Annotated in this window: 18 protein-coding genes; 6 read left to right on the top strand and 12 right to left on the bottom strand. The window is 63.7% G+C overall.

Annotated elements, in window-relative coordinates; all coding sequences use genetic code 11:
• Positions 1-5: 5 nt before the first annotated feature.
• The 7 genes from V3314_RS13965 to V3314_RS13935 are packed head-to-tail and all read right to left on the bottom strand — an operon-like array spanning position 6 to position 6,289.
• Complete coding sequence (locus V3314_RS13965; protein ID WP_046613976.1) at positions 6-1,373, bottom strand: ATP-binding protein; 1,368 nt, start codon at positions 1,371-1,373, stop codon at positions 6-8.
• The gene (locus tag V3314_RS13960) at positions 1,370-2,032 is read right to left on the bottom strand and encodes a response regulator (RefSeq protein WP_046613977.1); all 663 of its coding nucleotides are present in this window, start codon (positions 2,030-2,032) and stop codon (positions 1,370-1,372) included. Before V3314_RS13960 ends, V3314_RS13965 begins: the two co-directional genes overlap by 4 nt.
• A gap of 2 nt (positions 2,033-2,034) precedes the next feature.
• Positions 2,035-2,676 carry a tetratricopeptide repeat protein gene (locus tag V3314_RS13955; RefSeq protein WP_046613978.1) on the bottom strand — a complete coding sequence of 214 codons (642 nt, stop codon included), beginning with the start codon at positions 2,674-2,676 and terminating at the stop codon, positions 2,035-2,037.
• Positions 2,673-3,479 (bottom strand): SDR family oxidoreductase, encoded by an 807-nt coding sequence (locus V3314_RS13950; protein ID WP_046613979.1) that lies wholly within the window; start codon positions 3,477-3,479, stop codon positions 2,673-2,675. The genes V3314_RS13955 and V3314_RS13950 overlap by 4 nt, the downstream gene beginning before the upstream one ends.
• A complete protein-coding gene (locus V3314_RS13945) occupies positions 3,466-4,146 on the bottom strand; it encodes an iron-containing redox enzyme family protein (protein ID WP_135002165.1) in 681 nt (226 codons plus the stop codon). The genes V3314_RS13950 and V3314_RS13945 overlap by 14 nt, the downstream gene beginning before the upstream one ends.
• A 15-nt stretch (positions 4,147-4,161) precedes the next feature.
• On the bottom strand, positions 4,162-5,622 hold the full coding sequence (locus V3314_RS13940; protein WP_135002164.1) for an AMP-binding protein: 1,461 nt from the start codon (positions 5,620-5,622) through the stop codon (positions 4,162-4,164).
• Positions 5,612-6,289, bottom strand: a complete 678-nt coding sequence (locus V3314_RS13935) for a thermostable hemolysin (RefSeq protein WP_153670570.1) — start codon at positions 6,287-6,289, stop codon at positions 5,612-5,614. Before V3314_RS13935 ends, V3314_RS13940 begins: the two co-directional genes overlap by 11 nt.
• A gap of 111 nt (positions 6,290-6,400) precedes the next feature.
• Here V3314_RS13935 and V3314_RS13930 point away from each other — a divergent pair, with 111 nt between their 5' ends.
• Positions 6,401-6,970: a hypothetical protein gene (locus V3314_RS13930; RefSeq protein WP_023662794.1), complete on the top strand. Its 570-nt coding sequence runs from the start codon at positions 6,401-6,403 to the stop codon at positions 6,968-6,970.
• A gap of 129 nt (positions 6,971-7,099) precedes the next feature.
• On the opposite strand, the gene V3314_RS13925 is transcribed toward V3314_RS13930, so the two are convergent.
• The 3 genes from V3314_RS13925 to V3314_RS13915 form a co-directional block, all read right to left on the bottom strand.
• Positions 7,100-8,776 carry an MFS transporter gene (locus V3314_RS13925; protein ID WP_046613983.1) on the bottom strand — a complete coding sequence of 559 codons (1,677 nt, stop codon included), beginning with the start codon at positions 8,774-8,776 and terminating at the stop codon, positions 7,100-7,102.
• Between the two features lie 265 nt (positions 8,777-9,041).
• Positions 9,042-9,467 carry a VOC family protein gene (locus tag V3314_RS13920; RefSeq protein ID WP_046613984.1) on the bottom strand — a complete coding sequence of 142 codons (426 nt, stop codon included), beginning with the start codon at positions 9,465-9,467 and terminating at the stop codon, positions 9,042-9,044.
• 211 nt (positions 9,468-9,678) lie between these two features.
• Complete coding sequence (locus V3314_RS13915) at positions 9,679-10,605, bottom strand: alpha/beta fold hydrolase (protein WP_046613985.1); 927 nt, start codon at positions 10,603-10,605, stop codon at positions 9,679-9,681.
• 254 nt (positions 10,606-10,859) lie between these two features.
• On the opposite strand from V3314_RS13915, the gene V3314_RS13910 reads away from it, so the two are divergent.
• Positions 10,860-15,731 carry an NEL-type E3 ubiquitin ligase domain-containing protein gene (locus V3314_RS13910; protein ID WP_338459122.1) on the top strand — a complete coding sequence of 1,624 codons (4,872 nt, stop codon included), beginning with the start codon at positions 10,860-10,862 and terminating at the stop codon, positions 15,729-15,731.
• A 7-nt stretch (positions 15,732-15,738) separates the two neighbouring features.
• Here the strand turns inward: V3314_RS13910 and V3314_RS13905 are convergent, their stop codons facing one another.
• A complete protein-coding gene (locus tag V3314_RS13905; protein ID WP_046613987.1) occupies positions 15,739-18,255 on the bottom strand; it encodes a UvrD-helicase domain-containing protein in 2,517 nt (838 codons plus the stop codon).
• 175 nt (positions 18,256-18,430) lie between these two features.
• Here V3314_RS13905 and V3314_RS13900 point away from each other — a divergent pair, with 175 nt between their 5' ends.
• Complete coding sequence (locus V3314_RS13900) at positions 18,431-19,129, top strand: pirin family protein (RefSeq protein WP_338459121.1); 699 nt, start codon at positions 18,431-18,433, stop codon at positions 19,127-19,129.
• Between the two features lie 144 nt (positions 19,130-19,273).
• Here the strand turns inward: V3314_RS13900 and V3314_RS13895 are convergent, their stop codons facing one another.
• Positions 19,274-19,759: an isochorismatase family protein gene (locus V3314_RS13895; protein WP_046613989.1), complete on the bottom strand. Its 486-nt coding sequence runs from the start codon at positions 19,757-19,759 to the stop codon at positions 19,274-19,276.
• A 280-nt stretch (positions 19,760-20,039) separates the two neighbouring features.
• Between V3314_RS13895 and V3314_RS13890 the strand changes: the two genes are divergently transcribed.
• From V3314_RS13890 to V3314_RS13880, 3 genes are read left to right on the top strand one after another with little or no spacing between them, the layout of a single operon-like run.
• Positions 20,040-20,816, top strand: coding sequence for an ABC transporter substrate-binding protein (locus tag V3314_RS13890; protein WP_046613990.1), 777 nt, complete (start codon positions 20,040-20,042; stop codon positions 20,814-20,816).
• A 24-nt stretch (positions 20,817-20,840) separates the two neighbouring features.
• Positions 20,841-21,530 (top strand): ABC transporter permease subunit, encoded by a 690-nt coding sequence (locus tag V3314_RS13885; protein ID WP_046613991.1) that lies wholly within the window; start codon positions 20,841-20,843, stop codon positions 21,528-21,530.
• A 13-nt stretch (positions 21,531-21,543) separates the two neighbouring features.
• Complete coding sequence (locus tag V3314_RS13880; RefSeq protein WP_046613992.1) at positions 21,544-22,242, top strand: ABC transporter permease; 699 nt, start codon at positions 21,544-21,546, stop codon at positions 22,240-22,242.
• The last annotated feature ends 3 nt before the right edge of the window (positions 22,243-22,245 follow it).

Here is a 22,245-nt window from a genome sequence, read left to right as displayed (position 1 = left end):
AACGTTCAGGGCCCCACGGGCAGGCGCAAGGTCGCGCGCAACCCGTGGGGCGCCTGGTTGCGCAACTGCACGCTGCCACCCAGGCGGGTCATGATGGTGCTGACGATCGACAAACCCAACCCGGCGCCATTGGTCGAGCCCTTGCTGTAGAAACGCTCGAACACCCGCTGCTGGTCCACCTCGGCAATGCCCGGCCCTTCGTCGTCGACACTGACCAGCAAGGCCTGCCCTTCGCGCTGCAGTGTCACCGTAACCCGACCGCCTGCCGGCGAATGGTCCACGGCATTGGCCACCAGGTTCTGCAAGGCGATACCCAGCAAGCCCGCGTCAGTGTGCAAGTGGTAGTCGCCTGCAGCGATGTCCAGCGAAGGCTCAAGCCCGCGCTCCAGAATCCATGGGGTCAGCTCGGCCAGGGTTTCGGCCACCACGCCCTCCAGGTCCACCCGCGGCCAGTCACGGCGGCCTGGACGCGGCTCCAGGCGAGCCAGGGTCAACAGCTGGTTGACCACCCGGGCAAGGCGGTCGACACCGCCCATCAGGAACTGCAGGGCCTTGTCCCGCTCGGCAGCGCTGTCTGCATTGAGCGCGTTCTGCGCATGCAGGCGCAGGATGGCCAAGGGCGTGCGCATCTCGTGGGCAGCGTCGGCGATGAAACGGTGTTCGCGGCGCAGCAAGTCATCGATCTGCCCGAGCAGGCGGTTGATCGCCGCCTGCATCGGTTCAAGCTCCTTCGGCAGCGGCACCAACTGCAGCGGCTCCAGCGACTCGGCGTGGCGAGCGCGGATCACCCTGGCCATGTTCTGCAGCGGCTTCAGCCCCCAGCCAATGGCCGCCCACACCAGCAAGGCCAGGGCCAGGCTGCCGAACAGGAAGGGCAACAGCGTGTGCCGCACGATGCGTTCGATCAGGTCGTCACGTACGTCGTTGCGCTCGCCCACCCAGATCACCCAGTGTTTTTCCGGCACCGGCAGGACGAAACTGCGCCAACGGCGCCCTTCCACCACCACATCGGCAAAACCTGGCACCCGCGGTGCCTGCTCCAGCTGGGGGGCGCTGGGTGTATGCACCAGCAGCCCGTTGTCGTCGGCCCACACCTGAAAGGCCAGCTTGCTCTCGTAGCGGTGCCCCACCTTGTGGTGCCCGGCCTTGCTCAAGGCCTCGTCGAAGGCGCGGTACAGCTCGTCACGGCTCTGTTCCTGCACCGGCAGGCTCATGATGCCCTGCAACAGCCGAGCGTTCTGCGCCAGGTGGGCGTCGTACACCTCGTTTATTTCGTGGCGGCTGTCGTGGTAGTTGTACAGCGCCAGCAACCCGCTGCCGACCAGCAACAGCAGCATCACCCGCCACAAGGTACGTTGGCGCAGCGAGCTCATGCCTTGCGTTCCACCAGGTAGCCGATTCCGCGCACGGTGCGGATCAGGCTGTTGAACAGCTTCTTGCGCAGGTGATAGATATTCACTTCCAGGGTGTTGCTTTCCGGCTCTTCATCCCAGCCATACAGCAACTGGGTCAAGCGTTCGCGGGTGAACACCTTGCCCGGCTGGGCCAGCAGTTCGTGCAAAAGCAGGTATTCCTTGGGCGTTAGCACCACCGGCTGGCCTTGGTAGTGCACCTGCTGGCTGACCGGGTCCAGGCACACACCGGCATGCTCTATCAGCACCCGGGCGCGGCCGCTGCTGCGCCGCAGCAAGGCCCGCAAGCGGGCCTTGAGTTCGTTGAGGTCGAAGGGTTTGACCAGGTAGTCGTCGGCGCCGGCGTCCAGCCCGGCGATGCGGTCCTCGGTGGCGTCGCGGGCGGTCAGCACCAGCACCGGCAGGCTCTTCCCGGCTGCACGCAGGCGCCGCAACAACTCGATGCCATCCAGGCGCGGCAAGCCCAGGTCGAGAATGGCCAGGTCGAACTCCTCGTGGCACAGGGCATGCAGGGCGCTGGCACCATCCTGCAACCAGTCGAGGGTATAGCCCTCGCGGCGCAGGCCGTCACAGATCCCCTCCCCCAACGCGGCGTCGTCTTCTACCAGCAGCAGGCGCATGCTTAATCCTGTTTGTCCTTGATCGCTTTGAGTAAAGCATCGATTTCACCGCGCCGGCCTTGGTCGGCCAGCTCCCGCCCGGGCCGGGGCGGTGCCTGCAACGCCTTTTGCAGGGCGGCGCGGGCTTCGTCGTAGCGGTTCTGCCGGTACAGGTGGTCAGCCCAGAAGTAATTGCTGTCGATACCGTCGGGGTTGATCACCAGCGCCTGGCGCAGCATGGCCTCGGCCTTGGCCTGGTCACCGAAGCTCAGCGGCCAGCCGGGCACCTGGTCGTACAGCGCGCCCAGGCTGGTGTAGGCCGAACCTTGCAGGGCCTTGGGGTCAACGGCCAGGGCCTTTTCCAGGCTGGCGCGGGCAGCCTTGACCTTGCCCAGCGCCCCCAACCCGCCGGTGGCACCGGCCCAGCTGCTGTTGACGATGCCGTCCCAGATCAGCGGCTCGGCCGAGCCCGGCTGCTGGCGCACCAACGCCGCCGACTGTACCGCCAGGGCCTCGAACGCCCCGGCACGTTCGGCTTCGGGCAGGTTGTAGCGAATCACCGCCCAGCGCTGCTGGATGGCATTGAGTTGCTGGGTACCGTTCTGGTCGAGGGCCCAGGTGAACGGGGCGATGGCCAGCAGACTGGCCAGAATCAGACGTTTCATTTGCTCGACTCCTTGCTGTGCCAGGCACTGTAGCGACGGATCAGCGGCAGTTGCTTGCGCAAGGCGCGATCAACCACGCCCGGCAGCATGCCGTTAAGGCGCACGAAGAGTTTTTCCGGCCAGCCCAGGTACAGTTCGCTACGCTCGGCCTGTACTGCGTCGAGCACCGCCCGGGCGACATCCTGAGGGTCATCGACGCCCACCTTCAACGCCTGGTTCAGGGCCTGCGCGGCGCTACTGTTCATCGTCGTGCGGGTGGTGCGCGGTGCGGCATACAGCACGTTCACCGAGGTGTCGGCAAGCTCGCGGCGCAATGCCTCGGAGAACCCGCGCAAGGCAAACTTGCTGGCGCAGTAGGTGGCATAACCGGGGTAGCCGATGGAGCCGTAGATCGACCCCACGTTCACCACCAGTGCACTGGGCTGCGCGCGCAGCAACGGCAGGCACAGGCGGGTGAGCTGCACGGCGGCCTTGATGTTGAGGTCGAACAACTCGTCCAGGGCGGCCTCGTCCATCTGTTCGAGCAGGGCGAAGCGGTTGACCCCGGCAGCGTTGATCAACAGGTTGCAACTGCCCATGTCCCGCGCTGCCTCCAGCACTTCACGGCGGCCTTCGGCGCAGCGCAGGTCGGCCTGCTGCCAGCGCAATTGCCCGGGGTAGCGCGCCATCAGTTCGGCCAGCTTGCCCTGCTGCCGGCTGACCGCCAGTACGCGGGCCCCGGCACTGCAAAGCTGGTCCGCCAGCTCCAGGCCGATGCCACCGCTGGCGCCGGTGAGCACCGCCACGCAATCAGGCAAGCGCATGCTGTACCTCCTGCTGCGCGGCACGCGGCAGCCCTTCGAACATGGCGGTGTACAGGCGGTACACCACTTTGGCAGCGTGGATTACCGCCTGCTGGTCCTCGGGCTGGTCCAGGCGGTTCATCAGGCCACGGTAGGTGGCCATGTGGTCCTGGTCCAGGGCGCCATGGGAACTCAGGTAGCTGAACGCCTGGTCCGGCAGGCCCAGGCTGCCCTGCAGGGTACCGGCAGCCTGGGTGGCCAGGGCAATGCTGGTGCCTTCGAGCACGTTGACCATGCCGAACAGCCCGACCGGGTTGCCACGGGCAATCTGGTCGTAGAGAAAGGCCACCATCAGCTCGATAGGCAATGCCGGGCGGCCGCCCGCCACCTTGTGTGGGTCGCCACCACAGGCGGCGATGTCATCGAGAATCCAGCGCTCATGGCCGTACTCCTCCTCGATGTACTCGCACACCGCGCCGCGCAGCCACTCCAGCCGAGCCGGCAAACGGGCCCCGCAGGCCATCATCAAGGGTACGGTGTGGCGCACGTGGTGGTAAGCCTGGGTCAGAAAGGCCACATAGGCCTCGAGGCTGGCCTTGCCGGCCAGCGCGTCGCGGATGACCGGAACACTGAACAATGCCGTACGCTCGTCGGCGGTTTCCTGCTGCAGCGTATCGAAGAAAAGCATGGCAAACCTCGTGGGTCATTGAAGGTCGGATAACAAGGACTGGTAACACCGCAGGATCTGTTCGCGGCGTGGCCGGCCGTTGGCGGTAAGGGTTTGCCCGGCGGCACTCAAGGGTTCGGGCAGGCGCCGCCAGGCATGCACCCGGGCATAGTCCGGCAGGCCGGCATTGGCCTGACGGATGGCCTGCTCGAGGGTGTGGTCGTCAGCCTGCGGGTCCAGCGGCCAGATCAGCGCCAGGTTGTGTGCCAGGCCTTCGCCGTGGACAAATGCCTGGGCGATCACCCCGCCCTGGGTCAGTTCGGCCTCGACCCACTCGGGGTTGACGTTGCGCCCGAAGCTGGTGCTGTACTGGTGCTTCTTGCGCCCGGCCAGGTACAGGAAGCCGTCGCTGTCGAAGTGGCCCAAGTCACCAGTCGGCAACCACTGCTCTTCGAAGGGTGGCTCGCCCAGGTAGCCGAGCAACGCCGAACCGGCCACCTGCACTTCGCCGTCCTCGGCAACGCGCACCTGCACATGCGGCAGCGGCCGCCCGACACTGCCCGCGCGGTGCGCCCCAGGGCGATTGAGGCAGACCACCGAGGCACATTCGGACAAGCCATAGCCCTCGAACACCGGCAGCCCGACGGCCTCGGCCCGGGCCAGCAGGCTCGGCGCCACCCGCGCGCCACCTACCGCCACGAAGCGCAACGGGCCGACCCGCATCAGGCCGCGCTCGATGGCGGTGACCAACCCAAGCAGCAATTGCGGCACCAGGATCAGGCTTTCGGCACCACTCAAGGCGATGGCGCCCAGCAATTGCTTGAAGTCGACCTGGCTGGCACCGCGAAAACCCAGTTGCGCCTGCGGGTACAGGGCAATGCTCGCCCCGGCCAGCAGGGCTGCGTACAGGCCCAGGTTTTCCAACAGCACCGCCAGGGGCAATACCGCCAGGTACTTGCCTGGTGCCGTGGGCCGGCTGGCGGCCTCCAGTTCAAGCGCTACCCGCAGCATGGCATCAGCGCTCAGGCATACGCCCTTGGGTGCACCGGTGCTACCGGAGGTGTAGGTAACCTTCGCGGTGCCCGGGGGCAAGGGTGCGGCCGCTGGCAGCTGCCGGCTCCAGAAGCGCTCACCGCTAGTGAAGCCGCTGGCATGCAAGTCGTCAGCGAAGGCGTCGTCGGCCAGCGCCAGTACCGCCCCGCTCTGTGCCAGGCAGTGGCGGCGCTGGGCGCTGCTGAAGAACGCCGGCAGGATGACGATGGGGCGCGCCGCGAACAGCGCCGCCAGGTCCCAGAACAGCGCCTCGGGGCCGTTCTCCAGGGCCAGGGCGAAGGTGCCCGGTGGCTGCACGCTCAACCAGGCCTGGCGCTGCTCGACCTCGTCCAGCAACTGTTGATACGTGAACGGCCCACCAAGGCCCAGCAACGCCGGTTGCGCCCCTCGTTGGCGGGCATGCAGTTGCAACACATCGCTGAACAGCTGGCATTCACGCGGCATGGCCGGCCTCCTGCACGCTCGCGGGCAAGCCCAGCCGCTCGAACACGCCGCCGCGGGCCAGGGCTGCATGGCCGTAGTCGATGTTGCCGACGAACACTTGCGGGTGCTGCGCGTAGTAGCTGCCCCAACTGTCGGCATCGCCGTTCAGCCGGCCAGGGTCGGCCACGGCCAACGCCGTGGGCACCAGGCCCAGGCGATGAAAGCTGTTGACCAGCGTCGCGGCACCGGTGAAGGCCACCCACTGCAAGCCGCGGGCGGCCAGCAACCAGGTCACGGCAATGATCATGATCCGCGCGCTGCCGGCGCTGAGCGCGGCCAGGTTGCCCACTTCGACCAACTGCGCACGGCTCACCGGGCTGGCCGACAGCCGGGTCACAGCCGCTTCCAGCGGTTCATCCAGGTAACGCTCGATGAAGGTCGGGCCACTGCTGGCCAGGCGTATGCCGGCAGCGGCCATCAGGCGCCCGTGGCTGTCATGCAGGCCGAGCAGTTCAGGCAGGTAGTGCTGCACATCGGCGTGGTGCGCGCAGGCAAAGCGGGCGTGAATGAACTGTTCCAGCTCGTCACGCCCCGGTGCCCCCGGGTGTTTCAGCGTCATGTGGGCAAGGCGATCGCCGTGGCTGCCGATAGCCAGTGGAAACAGGCTGGCGCTGTCTGCCTGGGTCATGGCTGTCCCCCTTTCAAGTCAGGTCCAGGGGGCAGTATCAGGGGGCAATCTGAAGCCAATCTGAAGTGCTACATTTGCCATTGCCCTCATGCGCACCAACAAGGAAAACAGATGCGCCACGAATTCAGCGAAGTGCTCAACGACCTGGTCGACTACTTTCTGCTCGGCGATATCCAGTTGCTCGAGCGCTTCAAGCAACAACATGAACTGCCCGACGACCTGGCCCATGCGTTCACCCACGGCGACAGCGGCGACCAGGCGGTGCGCGAAGGGATTGTGCTGCCACTGGCCGGGGTCGATAACCTGCCCTACCGCATCCTGTTCACCCTGGACAACCATACCCCGGCCCTGCGCGAACCCGGCAGCCGCCTCAAGCACCGCCGTAATGGCTATGTGCTGCAGGTCGAGCACGGTGCGCTGATGCTGTACACCTGGCGCATCCTGCAGCACTTCACACCCAAGACGCTGGGTGACCTGATGGCGCGCTACCAGGTACCCGGACGGCCGATCATCGAGCTGGACAATGGCTGGTATGACGTGGAGGTGCTGGCGGGTGCGCTGGTGCGGGACGGGCTGTACGAGCCGGCGTTCGAGTTCGTGTTGAAGAAGCGCTGGAGCCGGGGTGAGGCTGCCGGAGTGGATACCGGGTATGCCTTTGGCTTGCGTGGCTATTTCGACTGATGGGTTGACTGTGCCGGCCTCTTCGCGGGTGAACCCGCTCCCACAGGTACCTCACTGCCCTCAGGCACAGTGGTATCCCTGTGGGAGCGGGCATGCCCGCGAAGAGGCCGTTACAGGCAGCCTCAAACTTCAAGTGTGGTTGATATCACGGTCCTTGGTCTCCGGCAGGAAGAAGATCCCCAGCACCGCCGTCATCACCGCAATCACGATCGGGTACCACAAGCCGTAATAGATATCCCCGGTCGCCGCCACCATGGCAAACGCCACGGTCGGCAGGAAGCCGCCGAACCAGCCGTTGCCGATATGGTAAGGCAGCGACATCGAGGTGTAGCGGATACGCGCCGGGAACAGCTCCACCAGCCAGGCCGCGATCGGCCCGTATACCATGGTCACGTAGATCACCAGAATGGTCAGCAGCAACAGCACCATCGGGTAGTGGATCTTCGCCGGGTCGGCCTTTTCCGGGTAGCCAGCCTCTTTCAACGCCCCGCTCAAGGTCGCGGTAAAGGCGTCGCTCTGTGCCTTGAAGTCCGCTGCCGCCAGGCTGCTGCCATCAAAACTTGGCAGTACCCGTTCACCAATGCGGATCTGCGCCACGCTGCCGGGTTCGGCCGCTTCGTTGGTATAGGGGATGGCCCGCTTGGCCAGCAAGCTCTTGGCGATGTCGCACGAGCTTGTGAATTTGGCCTTGCCCACCGGGTCGAACTGGAACGCGCACTGGGCAGGGTCTGCCATCACCACCACCGGATTCTGCTCCTGGGCGACGAACACATCCGGATTACCGTACTGGGTCAGCGCCTTGAAGATCGGGAAGTAGGTCAGCGCGGCGATGATGCAACCGGCCATGATGATTTTCTTGCGGCCGATGCGGTCGGACAGGCTGCCGAAGAAGATGAAGAACGGCGTGCCGATCAGCAGCGAACCGGCGATCAGCAGGTTGGCGGTCTGCGGCTCGATCTTGAGCATCTGCAACAGGAAGAACAGCGCATAGAACTGCCCGGTGTACCACACCACGGCCTGGCCGGCGGTGCCGCCCAGCAGCGACATGATCACCACCTTGAGGTTGTCCCAGCGGGCGAACGATTCGGTCAGTGGCGCCTTGGACGCCTTGCCCTCGGCCTTCATCTTCATGAACACCGGCGACTCGTTGAGCTGCATGCGGATGTATACCGAAATCGCCAGCAGCAATATCGACAGCAGGAACGGCACCCGCCAGCCCCAGGCCTCGAACACCTCGTTACCCATCGCCGTGCGGCAGGCCATGATCACCAGCAGCGAGAGGAACAGCCCCAGGGTGGCCGTGGTCTGGATCCAGGCAGTGAAGAAGCCGCGCCGGCCTTTGGGTGCATGTTCGGCCACATAGGTGGCCGCGCCGCCGTATTCGCCACCCAATGCCAGGCCCTGCAGCAGGCGCAGGCTGATGAGGATGATCGGCGCGGCCACGCCGATCGTGGCATAGCTGGGTAGCAGGCCCACCACAGCGGTGGACAGGCCCATGATGACGATGGTGATGAGGAAGGTGTACTTGCGCCCGATCATGTCACCCAGGCGGCCGAACACGATGGCGCCGAATGGCCGTACGGCAAAGCCGGCGGCAAAGGCCAGCAAAGCGAAGATGAACGAGGTGGTTTCATTGACCCCGGCAAAGAAGTGCTTGGCGATGATCGCCGCCAGGGAGCCGTACAGGTAGAAGTCGTACCATTCGAATACCGTGCCCAGGGACGAGGCGAAAATGACCTTGCGCTCCTCCCGGGTGATACCGCGTTGGGGCGCGCTGCCCGTGGATGTGCTGTCGAGAACCGCCATGGGGTGCCTCCGTCTTGTCGTCATTCAGGCCGGGAGCACCTCATGTCATTTACACCATCGCACCCAGGCCCTGGGGGCTTGCTTTGGATATGCGAAGCACGACGAGGCAGGCCGCCTCGGATCGCAGCAAGGTATCTGAAGCATAATAGGCTTTGGCGGGATATCCACTTGGCTTACACGGCCCCTGCAGGACCGCGCCAGCCTGGAGAGAGCCACAGCTTGCCTTGTGCGGTATCGACCCAGTGCTCGGGGGTATGCAGGTTACTCATGGGGCCTTGGTTGCCGGTACCGGCCCTTTCAGCTCGACCTGGTTGCCATCGGGATCGTAGCAGTACAGCGACAGCCCCTCACCTTCGGCGCCATAGCGCTTTTCGGCAGGTTCTACTTCAACCCCCGCGGCTTGCAGGTAGGCCGTAAGTGCCGCCTCGTCGAACGGCTCGATGCGCAGGCAGAAATGGTGCAGATTGCGCCCCTCGGCCCCAGGCGCCGCCCCACCAGGCTGCCCCAGGGGGCCGTCTAGGGTTACCAGGTCGATCATCGCCGTGCCCGTGGCCAGGTGGACCATGCCCAGGTCTTCGCGCACGCGGCTGACCGTGCAGCCTAGCAGTTCGGTGTAGAAGGCGACGCTGCGCTCCAGGTCGCTGACCCGCAGGACGAGATGGTCGATATGCTTGATGGCGAATGGTCGCATGCCAAGGCTCCTTGTGGCCGGTGGATTCCTGTGGAAGCGGGCGTACCCGCTTTGGCTCATTGGTTTGCCCGGGGCCTGTAGGAGCAGCCTTGTGCTGCTCCTACAAAGGACGCACCAAGCGAGCGATATCTGCTATCTGCGCGACAGCGCAGCCCAGAGAGCCGGAGGCTCACCACCATAGCCCACGCGCGCATGGCATGGCCATATGCAGTTACTCGTTTACCAACCGTTGCAGCACGCCCCCTTCATGGCGAGCCAGGATGCGCAGCAGTTGGTCGACCAGCGCCCGGTCCGGCGCATCCAGGTGGAAGTGGTGCCCGCCCGGATGCCAGGAGATCTTCGCCTGGATGGGCAACGCCGCCTGGCGGCGGGTAAAGGCTTCACCGGTGAATGCCCCCTGGCGGCCGAACAGCAGGTACAACGGGCAACGGATCTGCCTGAGCAAATCGCAGGCTTCGCGCTCGGTCAGCGGCATGGGTTCGGGCAGCACCAGCCGTGGGTCGTGGCGCCAGCAATAGCCCTCGCCCAGCTGCAGCAGGTCACGCATTGCCAACAGCCGTGCCGCCTCTTCCGACAGCTCGGTGTCCAGGCGCTCGCGGCGTTGTTCCAACGCCGTGTCCAGGTCCTCGAAACGGTCGACGTCCGGCTCGGCAAAACCCTGCAGCTGGCTGCGCTGTACCATGCGCTTGAGCCGGTAGGCCCGGGCCAGGTGCTGCACGCGGTCATCCTCGGCCACCGTGAACGGTGCACCCATGCCGTCGAGGAAGGTCATGCTGGCAATACCGCTGGTCATCGCTGCCAGCAGCGACGCCACCCCGGTGCCCATGCCATGGGCCAGTACATGGAATTGCGCCAGGCCCAGGCTGTCGGTCACCGCCAGCATGTCCTGGGCATGTTCCCACAGGTAGTAGCCACTGTCGTGGCGGCGGTGGTCCGAGCGGCCGTGGCCGACCAGGTCGGGGGCCACCACGAAGCAGCCGTCCAGCATCGGTGCCAGGCGCTCGAACGAGGCGGCGTTGTCCAGCCAGCCATGCAGGGCCAGCACCGGGATGCCATCCTCCGCCCCCCAGGTCCGTACCGCTATTTCAATACCGTCGAGGTCCAGCAGGTGATCCTTGGGACTGCACAGCGAATGCATCGTAGTTCTCCCTGATAGAACGCCGGCCCATGGCCAGGCATCACATGACATCGGCCCATACCCCATACGCCGGCATCATCCACACGACATGCCTACCCCATGCCTTGCTCCACCATCTCCCAACGACCCTGCCCGCGCTGCTCCGCTACCGACGCTCTCGTGCACAAGACCGACCTGTGCATCCAACTAAATACCACCGCATGCCGAGGCGAAACCTGTCGACTGGCGCCTCCATTGACCACGGAGTATTCAGCATGACCAGCACACCCGTGCCTTTCCATCAGGCCCAGATTGTCCGTAACCTGCCTACCTGGTGCCGAACGATGCACCCCGACCATACCCGCCGCGTCGTCCAGAGCGTGCGCAAGGACTACCTCGACGAAAACGGCTCGCCTTACGCCTGGTACGCCGCAGCCAGCGATGAAGACCAGGCGCGTTTACGACAGCTGATCAGCGCCCGCAACGCCGGGTTCAAAGCGCTGCAAGCCTTGCTCGATGACTTCAGGCAGATCAGCGAATTCTGCAAGCCTTTGCTGGAAGGCCGGTTGGGCCCGGATGTCGAAGTGGACAAAGCCCAGTACCTGCGCCAGCCGTTCAAGGTGTACATCACGCTGGAAAATGTCCCAGGCCTCGATATTTCAATCGGCGGTGAGGATACGTTCATCAAGCGCCCCGAAGGGCCGCCACAGAAGCGCTCGCTGCTGGAGGCCGCACTGCACAATTTCGAAGGGCCCGACGAAGTGGGCCCGTTCGACACCCTGACCCTTGGCCCGGACAACGTCGCCTCACTTCCAGGGCTCGAGCCCGAAGCGTTCGTGAACCTTTGCCGAAGCCTGGACCTCGGCCAGCAGTATCAAGACCACCTGCAGGGCATTTATGAAGGCTCCAGAAAGGCCGCGATCGAACAGCAGTGGATCGATGCAAGCCAGCAGGCACTTAAAACCGAAGCAATGATCGCCTACCTCAAGGGCCTGTTGACGCTCAAAGGCCACAATGCTCTGGTACAGCTATGCGACAACGAAAGCACACCGCGTTACGGCGAACACAAGCTTCGCTGCTGGCGCTTCAGCCTGTTCGGCATCCCGATTCATGGCGTACTGCTGATAGGCCCCGATGAAGCCGACCAGACCAACCCCTGCGTGCTCTACATTCCCCACGATTCCGAACACCCGGTGAGAGAGTTTGCATCTTTGCAAAAGGCCGGCTCACTCATGCGTCAACGCCTGCTGCAAACCACGTTTCGCCGGCACTTGATCAGCTTCGCTGACCAGGACAACCAGGTCGAACTCAGCCGCAAGCTCGAAAATGCCCTGTTCGTGCATGGCACCTCCATGCGCAAACCCAAGGACAAGCCTGAGCTGCACTTCAAGCGAACCCGCCTGGCCCTTCCCATCTGGCAAGTGCTTTACAACGACCACAAGCGCCGCATCAAGGCGAATGCAAGAGCGATCGCGGTACCGACCGCGGATGCCGACGCCAAGGTACGCAAGGAACGGCTGCAGCACTGGCTGGACGCAGGCATGAACGTACTGAATGTGGCCGCCTTCTTCGTGCCTGGGCTGGATGCCGCGATGCTTGGGGTATTTGCCTACGACCTCATGGACTCGGTGTTCACCGGGTTCGAAGCCTGGGAAGAAGGCGATACCCAGGAAGCGCTGCAACAACTCGAGTCACTGGCCATCAATGCCGCCGTGATCGCCGGTTTTGCCGTCGGTAGCAGCGCGGTCAAGGCATCAGGGTTCGTCGATGCGCTGGAAAGCGTCTGGAAAGGTGGCCGAGAACGGCTTTGGCACCCTGACATGGGCCCTTACAGCACTTCAAGCTCGTTGCCGGTGGGCGTGCAGAAAAATGCCCAAGGGCTCTACATCATCGATGGCAAAACCCACGTTTGGCTTCAAGGCAAACTGTATGAGGTGTTCGAAACCGATGGGCAGTGGCATGTGCGCCACCCGGACGCCCCCGATGCCCACACTCCGGCCTTGCGCTACCTCGGCGACCAGCGATGGCAGTTGGCCCATGACAACCCTCTCGAATGGGATGATGCGCAGCTGCTCGAGGGGCTTGGCCGGTTTAGCCAGGGGCTGGATGCATCGGAGCAACTTGCCGCCTTGCGCATTACCGAAGTTGACGCTGACACCTTGCGTCGCAGCCAGGTCAACGGCTCGCGGCCGCCGGCTCTGCTGGCCGACACCTTGCTGCGCCTGCGACTGGCTGACGACGTGGAGGGCATCATCACCCGGGTACGTCATGGTCAGCCTTTGGCTGCACATATGAACTTCGCACTGCCGGAACTGGTACAGCTGCCTGGCTGGCCCGCGAACTACAGGCTGAAGGTCTTCACCGGTGCCGAAAAATGGGGGGACGCAGTCTACTTCGGTGCGCAGCCAAAAGCCGATACGCTGCAGATCGAGATCGGCCGCGGGGAGCTTGACGAAGGCGAACTGAGCAAGGTTGTCCTGGCGGAGATGGATGAAGATGTCATACAGAAACTGCTACCCGATACACCAGCAGAGCAGCGCCCGGGTGCCCTGAACGAGCTACTGGCCAACCACCTGACAGCACGTCGGCGCGAAGTCTTCGCGAGCATGCTGGAAAGCCATCGCGCACCGCTTGGCGACGAAGCGCAGACCTTGGGCCGCCAGTTCCCCGGTTTGCCTGACAATGCCCTGGAAGAACTCGTCGCGCATGCCGACAGCACCGAACGCGAACGCCTGAAGAACGGGCGCGTGCCCTTGCGCGTGGCTGAAGAAGCCCGCTACGTGCAGGCCCGCGCCCGCCTCGATCGTGCCTTGACCGGCCTGTACCGAGCAGACCTGGCCAATGCCGACAGTCAACTGCTGCGTGATGCCTTGATAGCCGAACAGCCGCAGGCGAGTGAAGCCGAGCTGTTCGCCAGCGCCCTCGCCGACCGCTCCGGCTGCGCCGTGCTGCTCGGCCAGCAGCCAATCAGGCCTGGCTTTCGCTCACCCATGCGCCTGGCACATGGGCGAATCGGTTACCCGCTCAGTGGCCGAGGAGCTGGCTCTTTCGGCGAAAGCGCCGCGACACGCCGGCTCAAGTCACTTTTCCCCTCACTGAACAGCAACGAGATCAGTGCCTTGAGAGCCGAACTGAGCCAGACCGGTGACCTGGGCGCGGCAGTGCGGCAACTGCAAGCAGAGTGGCAAGATCTGAAACGCTATCTGGAAACGTGGTACCTGACCGCACGCAACATCAGCCAGCGCTTCGAGCGACAACAATGCGCCGACCGCCTCAAATCCGCCTGGCGGCGGGAGGGCCCCGGCAAGCTGGGCACGCTCGTGCTGGAGCGAATGCAGTTGGGCGAGTTGCCAGCGATCACAGCCAGCCTGCCCCACATCCGTGAACTCAAGCTGAACGAGCTGCAACTGCAACGACTGGACAAGGCGTTCCTGTCACGCTTCCCCAACCTGCAAGTGCTGGAAGTGACCAACAACCGGGCAATCGACGCGCAAGCTCTGTTCGAGGCACTTGAATCGGTGCCCAGGCTTCGCGCACTGGATCTGACCAACAACACCCTTGCTACCCTCTCACCCACCGCACAACGTGTGCTGGCGGCAATGCCAGACCTGCGCCAACTGAATTTGCGCCGCAACCAGCTGACACTGGATGAAGCGACACTGACTTTCCTCTGCGGCCGGCCATTGGATGTCCTGAGGCTGGGGCACAATCGCATCACGCTCGATGAAAACCTCGCCACGCGCTTTCAGGACATGATCCATCCGCAACAACTGGACCTGGACTTCAACCCGCTGCAGCACGCGCCTGATGTGCGCTACATGGCGCGGCTGCAGCGCATGAACCTGTCCAATGCTGAGTTGCAGGCATTTCCTGCTGGCTTGATTACGCTGATGAACCAGCCACAGTACCAGTTGCGCGACCTGGACCTCTCGTCCAACCGCATTCACCATGTTCCGGACCTGGCAAGCATCCTGCGCAGCCCCTATGTGCGGGACGTCGCCGCGCGCTTGCCGGGGCGCCGCTGGCTCTTCAACTACAACAATCTGGAAGCCGAGTCAGCCAGGCGCCTGCGGGCCAGCGGCGTCAATATCTTCGAGCACGCGCCCGACAGACCAGATTGGCAAGGGGTATGGCGCGATGCCGCGACAGCCCAGCAGATAGAGCTGTGGGCCGAACTGTTCGATCAGGGCGACAATGGTTACCTGCAAGCGGTGTTGGAGCGCCTGACCGAGTCGGTGGAAGCACGACGAGATCCGCAAGGCCTGCGTGCGCGAGTATGGGCACTGTTGCAGCAGGCCCACGAGGATACGGCGTTGCGCGAGCGGTTGAACGAAGTGGCGCAAGCCTCCCCCGCCACCTGCGGTGATGCCGCCGCCGATGGATTCAGCGCCTTGGAAACAGAGTTACTGGCCAAGCAGGCAGCAGAGGGGGCACAGGGCACGCTCAAACCGCTGCTCGAACTCTATCGCAAGCTGTATCGTCGCCATAAAGTCGACGAGTTGGCCGATCGCATCAGCCTGCATCGCAACTTGCGCCAACAGAAGCTGAAGGAAAACGCTGCGCAGTTACCGCCCCGTGATGTGCTGGATGTCGAGGAAGCGTTCCCCGATACGGACCTTAAAACGGGCCTGGTCGACGATATCGAAGTCCGCCTGGCGCTGCGCCAGTCCTTGAGCGCAGAGCTCGATTTCCCTGAACCCAGCAGCGGCATGCTCTATCGGGATATTGCAAGGATCAACCAGCAAATCATCGACAACGTGCGCGATGCCGTGCGCAAACTCGATGCCGATGCCACCGCCCGACAGGAGTGGATCAGCCAGCAGCCGGTCTGGGTTGATTACTTCAAGCGCCAGTATACCGGCCAGTTCGACGCCATTGCCGATTTCTGGCGCCCGGGCCTGGATTATCTTTTATATTGCCTGGATGAAAGCCAGGAGCCGATCACGCACCTGGACAACTCGATAATAGATGTGCTGGCTGCGCAAGTGCCTACCCCTGTGCTCGACGAAAACGGCACGCTGCGTCGGGTTCCTCTCAACGAAGATGAATACGTCAAGGCTACGAACGCCTTGAACCTGGCACAGCGGAACGTGGAAGCCGGGCTACTGCTGAGCCTTACCCGGCAAGCGGACATCCTCGATGTCTGAACGCTGATCAATGACCACGCAGGTCTTCGAAGAAGGCCTGCCGCCCATCCACCTGGCTCGACGCACGCGGCGCTGCCGCCGCCTCTGCGTTGGCCGCCTCCACATGCCAATAGCAGTGCCTGACCGCGCGGGTTACCGCCACATAGGCCAGGCGCTGCACCTCTTCTTTCTGTGCGGTATCGAACGGCTGGGCATCACCGGCCTTGCCCAGCCCGGCCTGGCGATACACCTGGTTCTTGTAGGGCGAACTGGTCAAGTACTGGCAGTCGCCCAGCATGAACACTGCATCGGCCTGCAAGCCCTTGGCACTGTGGTAGGTCAACTGGCGCAGCCGGCGCTGCTCGGTCGGCAACGCCGCCTCGGCGTGCAGCACGCCTTGCAGGTGCTCGTTCATCAGCGCCCTGTCGCTGCCCTTGCGGTAAAGCATCATCACCGTCTCGCCACGCTGGTAGTGCTCGAGCAGCGTTTCACCCAAGGCAGCTTCGTCTCGGTCGAACACCTTGACCGGCGAACCTGGCAGCTCGGCCGCCGGGCCGCTGGCCCGAGCTTTCTTTCCGGCAATCGCCGGGGTGCCCTTGACCAAGTGTTCGGCCGCGTCGATCACCTGCTGCTGGCAACGGTAGTTGTCGACCAGCATCACACGGGTGTTGGCCGGCGACGGGAAGGCCTTGGTGAACTCCATGAAGTATTTGGGCGAACTGCCACGCCAGCCGTAGATTGACTGCCAGTCATCGCCCACGCACAGCAGTGACGAGTGCTGGGCATGGCGCCCGGTGTGCATCGCCGGCCCGCGACGACGGATCTCGGCGAGGCTGGCACGCAGCCAGCTGACAATCTGCGGTGACACATCCTGGAACTCGTCGATCATCAGGTGCGCCAGCGGCCGCAGCAACGGGTCGGGCAGCAGTTGCAGGTTTTCCGGGTTGTTCTCGCCGAACAAGGCGAACATGCGGTTGTAGCTCATCACTGGCGGCGACTGGTCCAGCAGGTGCGCCTCGAGGGCCTTCCAGTACAGAGCCAGGGCCTCGAAGAACAGTGCATCGCTGTCGCCGGACGGGAAACTCATCGCCGCCACGGCAGTATTCACTTCCAGGCCAAGGTTCTCGATGAAATTCGCCGCACCGACAAAGGCATCGAGCAGCGGCGCCGGGGCCAGCTCGCCCTTGACCTTGTATTCGAAACCGGGGCCGGCCACGGCATCACCGGCCAGCGAAGCCGCCAGGCGCCGGGCCATGGCGTAGTTGTCGAGCCAGATCAGCGGCTGGTCGCAGAAGGCCTGCAACAGGGTGCGCTTGACCGCCCACTCGGCGCGCACTGTCAGTTTGGCACCGGGGCGCTGATACTGAGCGCTTTCCGCCGGGTCGAAGCCGAGCACGAGCAAAGGCCCCTGGCCGGCCAGGCGGCCATGCACATGGAAGCGGCTGCCACGGATCTGGATGGTCTCGCGGCAGGGTTCGATGCCCTTGATCGGCCAGGCGCCGGCGGCGAACCACAGATCTTCGATCACGTCACACAGTTCTTCGTCGCGCTGGGCAGCCAGTTGTGTTACCTGAGCGCGCTTCTGCACTTCGGGATTGTTCGGGTCCAGCGGCTTCAGCTGCAGGGCTTCGCTGCGCAACAGGCCGACCAGCTCGGCAAAACGCGGGCTCTCGCCCAGCAGGGTGCTGTAGCACTGGTTCAGTTGCTGGCGCTGGGCATCATTCAGGCGTAGGTCGAACGGGTTGCTCTCGGCCTCGGCCTCACGCCCGGCCGGCATCTCGTTGCCCAGCGTTTCGAAGGCGCGCACCTGGCCAAAGCCCGGCAGGCTGCGCACCAGCGGCAGGATGCGCGAATGGAACGTGCGCACCAGCTCGCGGGCCTGCAGCGGTTGCAGGTTGATCTGCCACAGAGCGAACACTTGCAGCAGGCGCTTGATGAAGTCCTTGCGCGACTCGCGGGTGAAGGTGACCACGGTCATCGCATCCAGCTCATAGCCCAGGTAGTAGCGCAACAGCAGGATGCGCAGCACCAGCGAGGTGGACTTGCCCGCCCCGGCCCCTGCCACCACGCAGGTAGATGGCGTGTCGCTGAAAATCAGCTTCCATTGCGCCGCACTGGGTTGCGCCTCGGCGGGCAGGCGCTGGGCGACATCGGCCTTGAAGCGCTTTTTCAGCTCGGCAGTCAGGGGCAGGCGCCAGTCATCGAACAGGTTGTCATCCCGGCCCGGCACCGCGGCGGTGTCGGGCCGGGTATCGCGGATCACCAAAACCTGGCGCCCGGCCTCGTAACCTTCCACCCGCCCGCGTTCGTATCCTTCACGCACGCCATCGGCATGGCCACTGCGCTGGCCGCTGACATGGCCGAGGAACCAGGAGTCGCGGTGCTGGGCCTGCAAGCGGGTCAGGCCACGCCCCAGCAGGCGGGCCGCCAGGCGGCGAAACCAGGGCAGCTGGGCAGGAGGGGCAAGGTCGGCGGGGGCCTGGGGTTGCTCGTGGGCCACGGTCACTCCGTTGAAAAACAAAAACAGCGGGCATGTTCGCCGCATCGACAAAAAATCGCCAGCGAATGCTTGCAGATCAGTGGATTAGGCGATGAAACGGATAAAACACTCCATCGAAACAAATCTATTTTACTGATTATTTTAAGCCGATATTTACGCTTATTTTCGATGCTTCTTTGACGCATCATGGCCTCATTCCACTGATTCAAGGAGCACGACCATGCTGCAACTGCGACCGTTCGAAAGCCTCGGCCACGCCAACCACGGCTGGCTCGATGCCCACCATCATTTCTCGTTTGCCGAGTACTACGACCCGGCGCGCATGCACTGGGGCAACCTTCGGGTGTGGAACGACGACCTGATCGCTGCCGGCAGCGGCTTCCCGCCGCACCCGCACCGCGACATGGAAATCATCACCTATGTGCGTGAAGGCGCGATCAGCCACCAGGACAGCCTGGGAAACAAAGGCCGTACCGAAGCCGGTGACGTGCAGGTGATGAGCGCCGGCACTGGCATCGTGCATAGCGAGTACAACCTGGAAGACGTCGACACGCGTATTTTCCAGATCTGGATCGTGCCGGAGCGCACCGGCGAAGCACCGCAATGGGGTACCCGGCCGTTCCCCAAAGGTGAGCGTGGCGAAGGCTTCGTAACCCTGGCCAGCGGCCGTGCGGGCGATGAGGACAGCCTGCAGATCCGCACCGATGCGCGGTTGGTGGCTGCCACCCTGCGGTCCGGTGAAACTGCCGAGTACCGCTTCGATACCGCTCGCCGGGGTTACCTGGTGCCAGCCAAGGGGCTGGTGGAGGTCAACGGGCTGCGTGCCAAGGCGCGCGATGGCGTGGCGATCGAGCAGGAGGAGGTGCTGCGGGTTACCGCCATCGAGGACAGCGAGATCGTGCTGGTGGATGTGGCCTGAGGTTTTCGCCTTGCGACACGTTCTGAGTAGAAGCGGCCTTGTGTCGCGATGGGGCTGCGCAGCAGCCCCTTGATTTCAGCTGCGCTGCACATGTTGCCGGGGCTGCTTTGCAGCCCTTTCGCGACACCATGATGACGACATGCACTAGCCTCGTGCGGCCAGTTCAGCGAACACCTCGGCCGAGGTGGTGACCTGGCGGAAGTGATGCTTCCAAAGGTCGATGCCCAGCTTGCCCGACCTGTCCAGCGAAGATCCTACTGTCATGTCCGTGACCAGGGTGGGCATCAGCCCCGCGTCGAACAGGGCAAAACCCGCGGCCAGCACGCAGGTTTCGGTCTGCAGCCCACATACCAGCACTCTCTCCACGCCCAGTTGCCGAATGTACTCGATGGCCTCTGCACTCTGCCCGTAGCCATGCTTGACGAACACCTGGTCGGCTTCGACCAGGCTCTCGTCCTCCGCCGCCGGGTGCCAGCCAAGCTGGCGCTCGAACGGCGTGACCTGTTCGTCGTGCAACTCGACCGAGGCGATGGTGGGGATGTTCGCCGACAAACGGCGCAGGCCATCGACCAGCCACTCGGGCGGGCTGAAGGTGGACTGGACATCGACGATGAGCAAAACCTGGCGCATGGGCGGATTCCGGTGCTGGCAAAAGGCGCGGAGTATAGCGTGATGCAAGTGCCGTGGTCGCCCAGCGGGCCCGGACACGATACGCCTGGCCAACCCACGCCTCACGCAGCAGCCATCTTCCCCACCTCCGCGCACGCCGGATGACCGGCAGCCGCCGAACTGATACATATATTTTCATTAATATTGATTTGTGAAATTAAACGTGTCATTTTTCTTCCTGCCGAACCGAGCCCCACAATGGGCCCAGGCTGGTACCGCCCTATCCACCGGAGTCAAGAATATGAACAAGACCGGACTTCTAGGCGCATTGGCACTCTGTGCCTGCAGCGCACTTTCCCAGGCTGACGAAGGCAGCCTGCGCATCGGGATCGAAGTGGCGTATCCGCCCTTCTCCTACCGCACTCCCGAAGGCGAACTCGCCGGCTTTGACTACGACATCGGCAACGCCCTGTGCGCGCAGATGCAAGTCAAATGTCAGTGGGTGATCCAGGAGTTCGACGGGATGATCCCGTCGTTGAAGGTGCGCAAGATTGATGCCGTGCTGTCGTCAATGTCGATTACTGAAGACCGGCTCAAGTCCGTCGACTTTACCGACAAGTACTACCACACCCCGGGCAAGTTCGCGATGAAGTCCGGCAGCCAGATCAGCGACCCGATGCAGGACCTCAAGGGCAAGAAACTCGGCGTGCAGCGCGCCTCCACCTATGACCGCTTCGCTACCGAGCAGCTGGAGAGTGCAGGTGTCGAGGTCGTGCGCTACGCCTCGCAGAACGAAGCTTTCCTCGACCTGGCCGCGGGGCGGCTGGATGCCACCCTCGCCGACATCGTCAATACCGAAGAGAGCTTCATCAAGACGCCCGCCGGCCAAGGTTTTGCGCTTGTCGGTCCGGATATAAACGACCCCCGCTACTTCGGTCGGGGTGCGGGAATTGCCGTGCGCAAGGGGGACAGCGCCAACCTGGCGCGCTTTAACGCCGCCATTGCGGCCATTCGCGCCAACGGGACCTACCAGCAAGTGCAGAGCAAGTACTTCCCGTTCGATATCTACGGCCAATGACCCCGGCTGACGAGGATTTTCATCATGCTTCACGGCTACGGATCGAGCATTCTCGATGGCGCGCGTTTAAGCATCAGCCTGGCCCTGATGGCGATGGCCCTGGCCATCGCCCTCGGCCTGGTCGGCGCCGCCTGCCGGCTGTCACCACTGCGATGGTTGGCAGCCCTGGGCGAGATCTACACCACGGCAGTGCGCGGTATTCCTGACCTGGTCCTGATTCTGCTGGTGTTCTATGGCGGACAGGACCTGATCAACCGTCTTGCGCTGGCACTGGGCTACGAGCAGTACATCGACATCAACCCGTTCATCGCCGGAGTCTGCACCATGGGTTTCATTTTCGGTGCCTATCTTTCGGAGACCTTTCGCGGGGCGTTTCTCGCCATTCCCAAGGGCCAGGCCGAAGCGGGGGCCGCTTTTGGCATGGGCAGCCTCCAGGTGTTCTGGCGGATCAGCGTGCCGCAGCTGGTGCGCCTGGCGCTGCCGGGTTTCACCAACAACTGGCTGGTATTGATCAAGTCGACTGCGCTGATTTCCGTGATCGGCCTGCAGGACATGATGTTCAAGGCCAAGAACGCAGCCGATGCCACCCATGAACCGTTCACGTTCTTCCTCACCGTGGCTGGGCTCTACCTGCTGCTGACCAGCCTGTCGCTGGTCCTGCTGCGCAGCGTGGAAAAGCGTTATTCGTTCGGCTTCAAAGCCGCCGACCTATGAAGGGAAGGTTTGCATGATGCTCGACTACCCACTTATCTGGCAGAACCTGCCGCTGTACCTGAACGGCATTGCGCTGACCCTGAAGGTGCTGCTGATTTCCCTGGCCTGCGGCCTGGCACTGGCTATCCCACTGGCACTGATGCGCGTTTCGCACTCCTGCCTGCTGCGCTACCCGGCCTGGCTCTACACCTACGTCATTCGTGGCACACCGATGCTGGTGCAGTTGTTTCTGGTGTATTACGGCCTGGCTCAGTTCGAACTTGTGCGTCAGAGCCCGCTCTGGCCGTACCTGTCCAGCGCAACCTTCTGCACCTGCCTGGCGTTCGCCCTCAACACCAGCGCCTACAGCGCCGAGTTGCTGGCCGGCAGCCTGCGGGCCACGCCGCCCGGCGAAGTTGAAGCCGCACGTGCCATGGGCATGTCGCGCCTGGCCTTGTACCGGCGCATCCTGCTGCCGTCGGCTCTGCGTCGATCGCTGCCGCAGTACAGCAACGAAGTGCTGATGATGCTACAGACAACCAGCCTGGCTTCGATCGTCACCCTGGTCGATATCACGGGCGCGGCAAAAACCTTCAACGCTCGTTACTACCTTCCGTTCGAGGCATTCATTACTGCGGGGCTGATCTACCTGGGCCTGACGTTCCTGCTGGTTCGCCTCTTCAAGCTGGCCGAGCGCCGCTGGCTGACGTACCTGGCCCCACGCAAGCACTGAGGA

Origin of the sequence: Pseudomonas sp. TE3-3-F2023 (assembly GCF_036784815.1) — a bacterium.
Classification (GTDB): domain Bacteria; phylum Pseudomonadota; class Gammaproteobacteria; order Pseudomonadales; family Pseudomonadaceae; genus Aquipseudomonas; species Aquipseudomonas pudica.
Note: the sequence above shows the minus strand (reverse complement) of the source record. Positions and strands in the feature narration are given on the sequence as shown.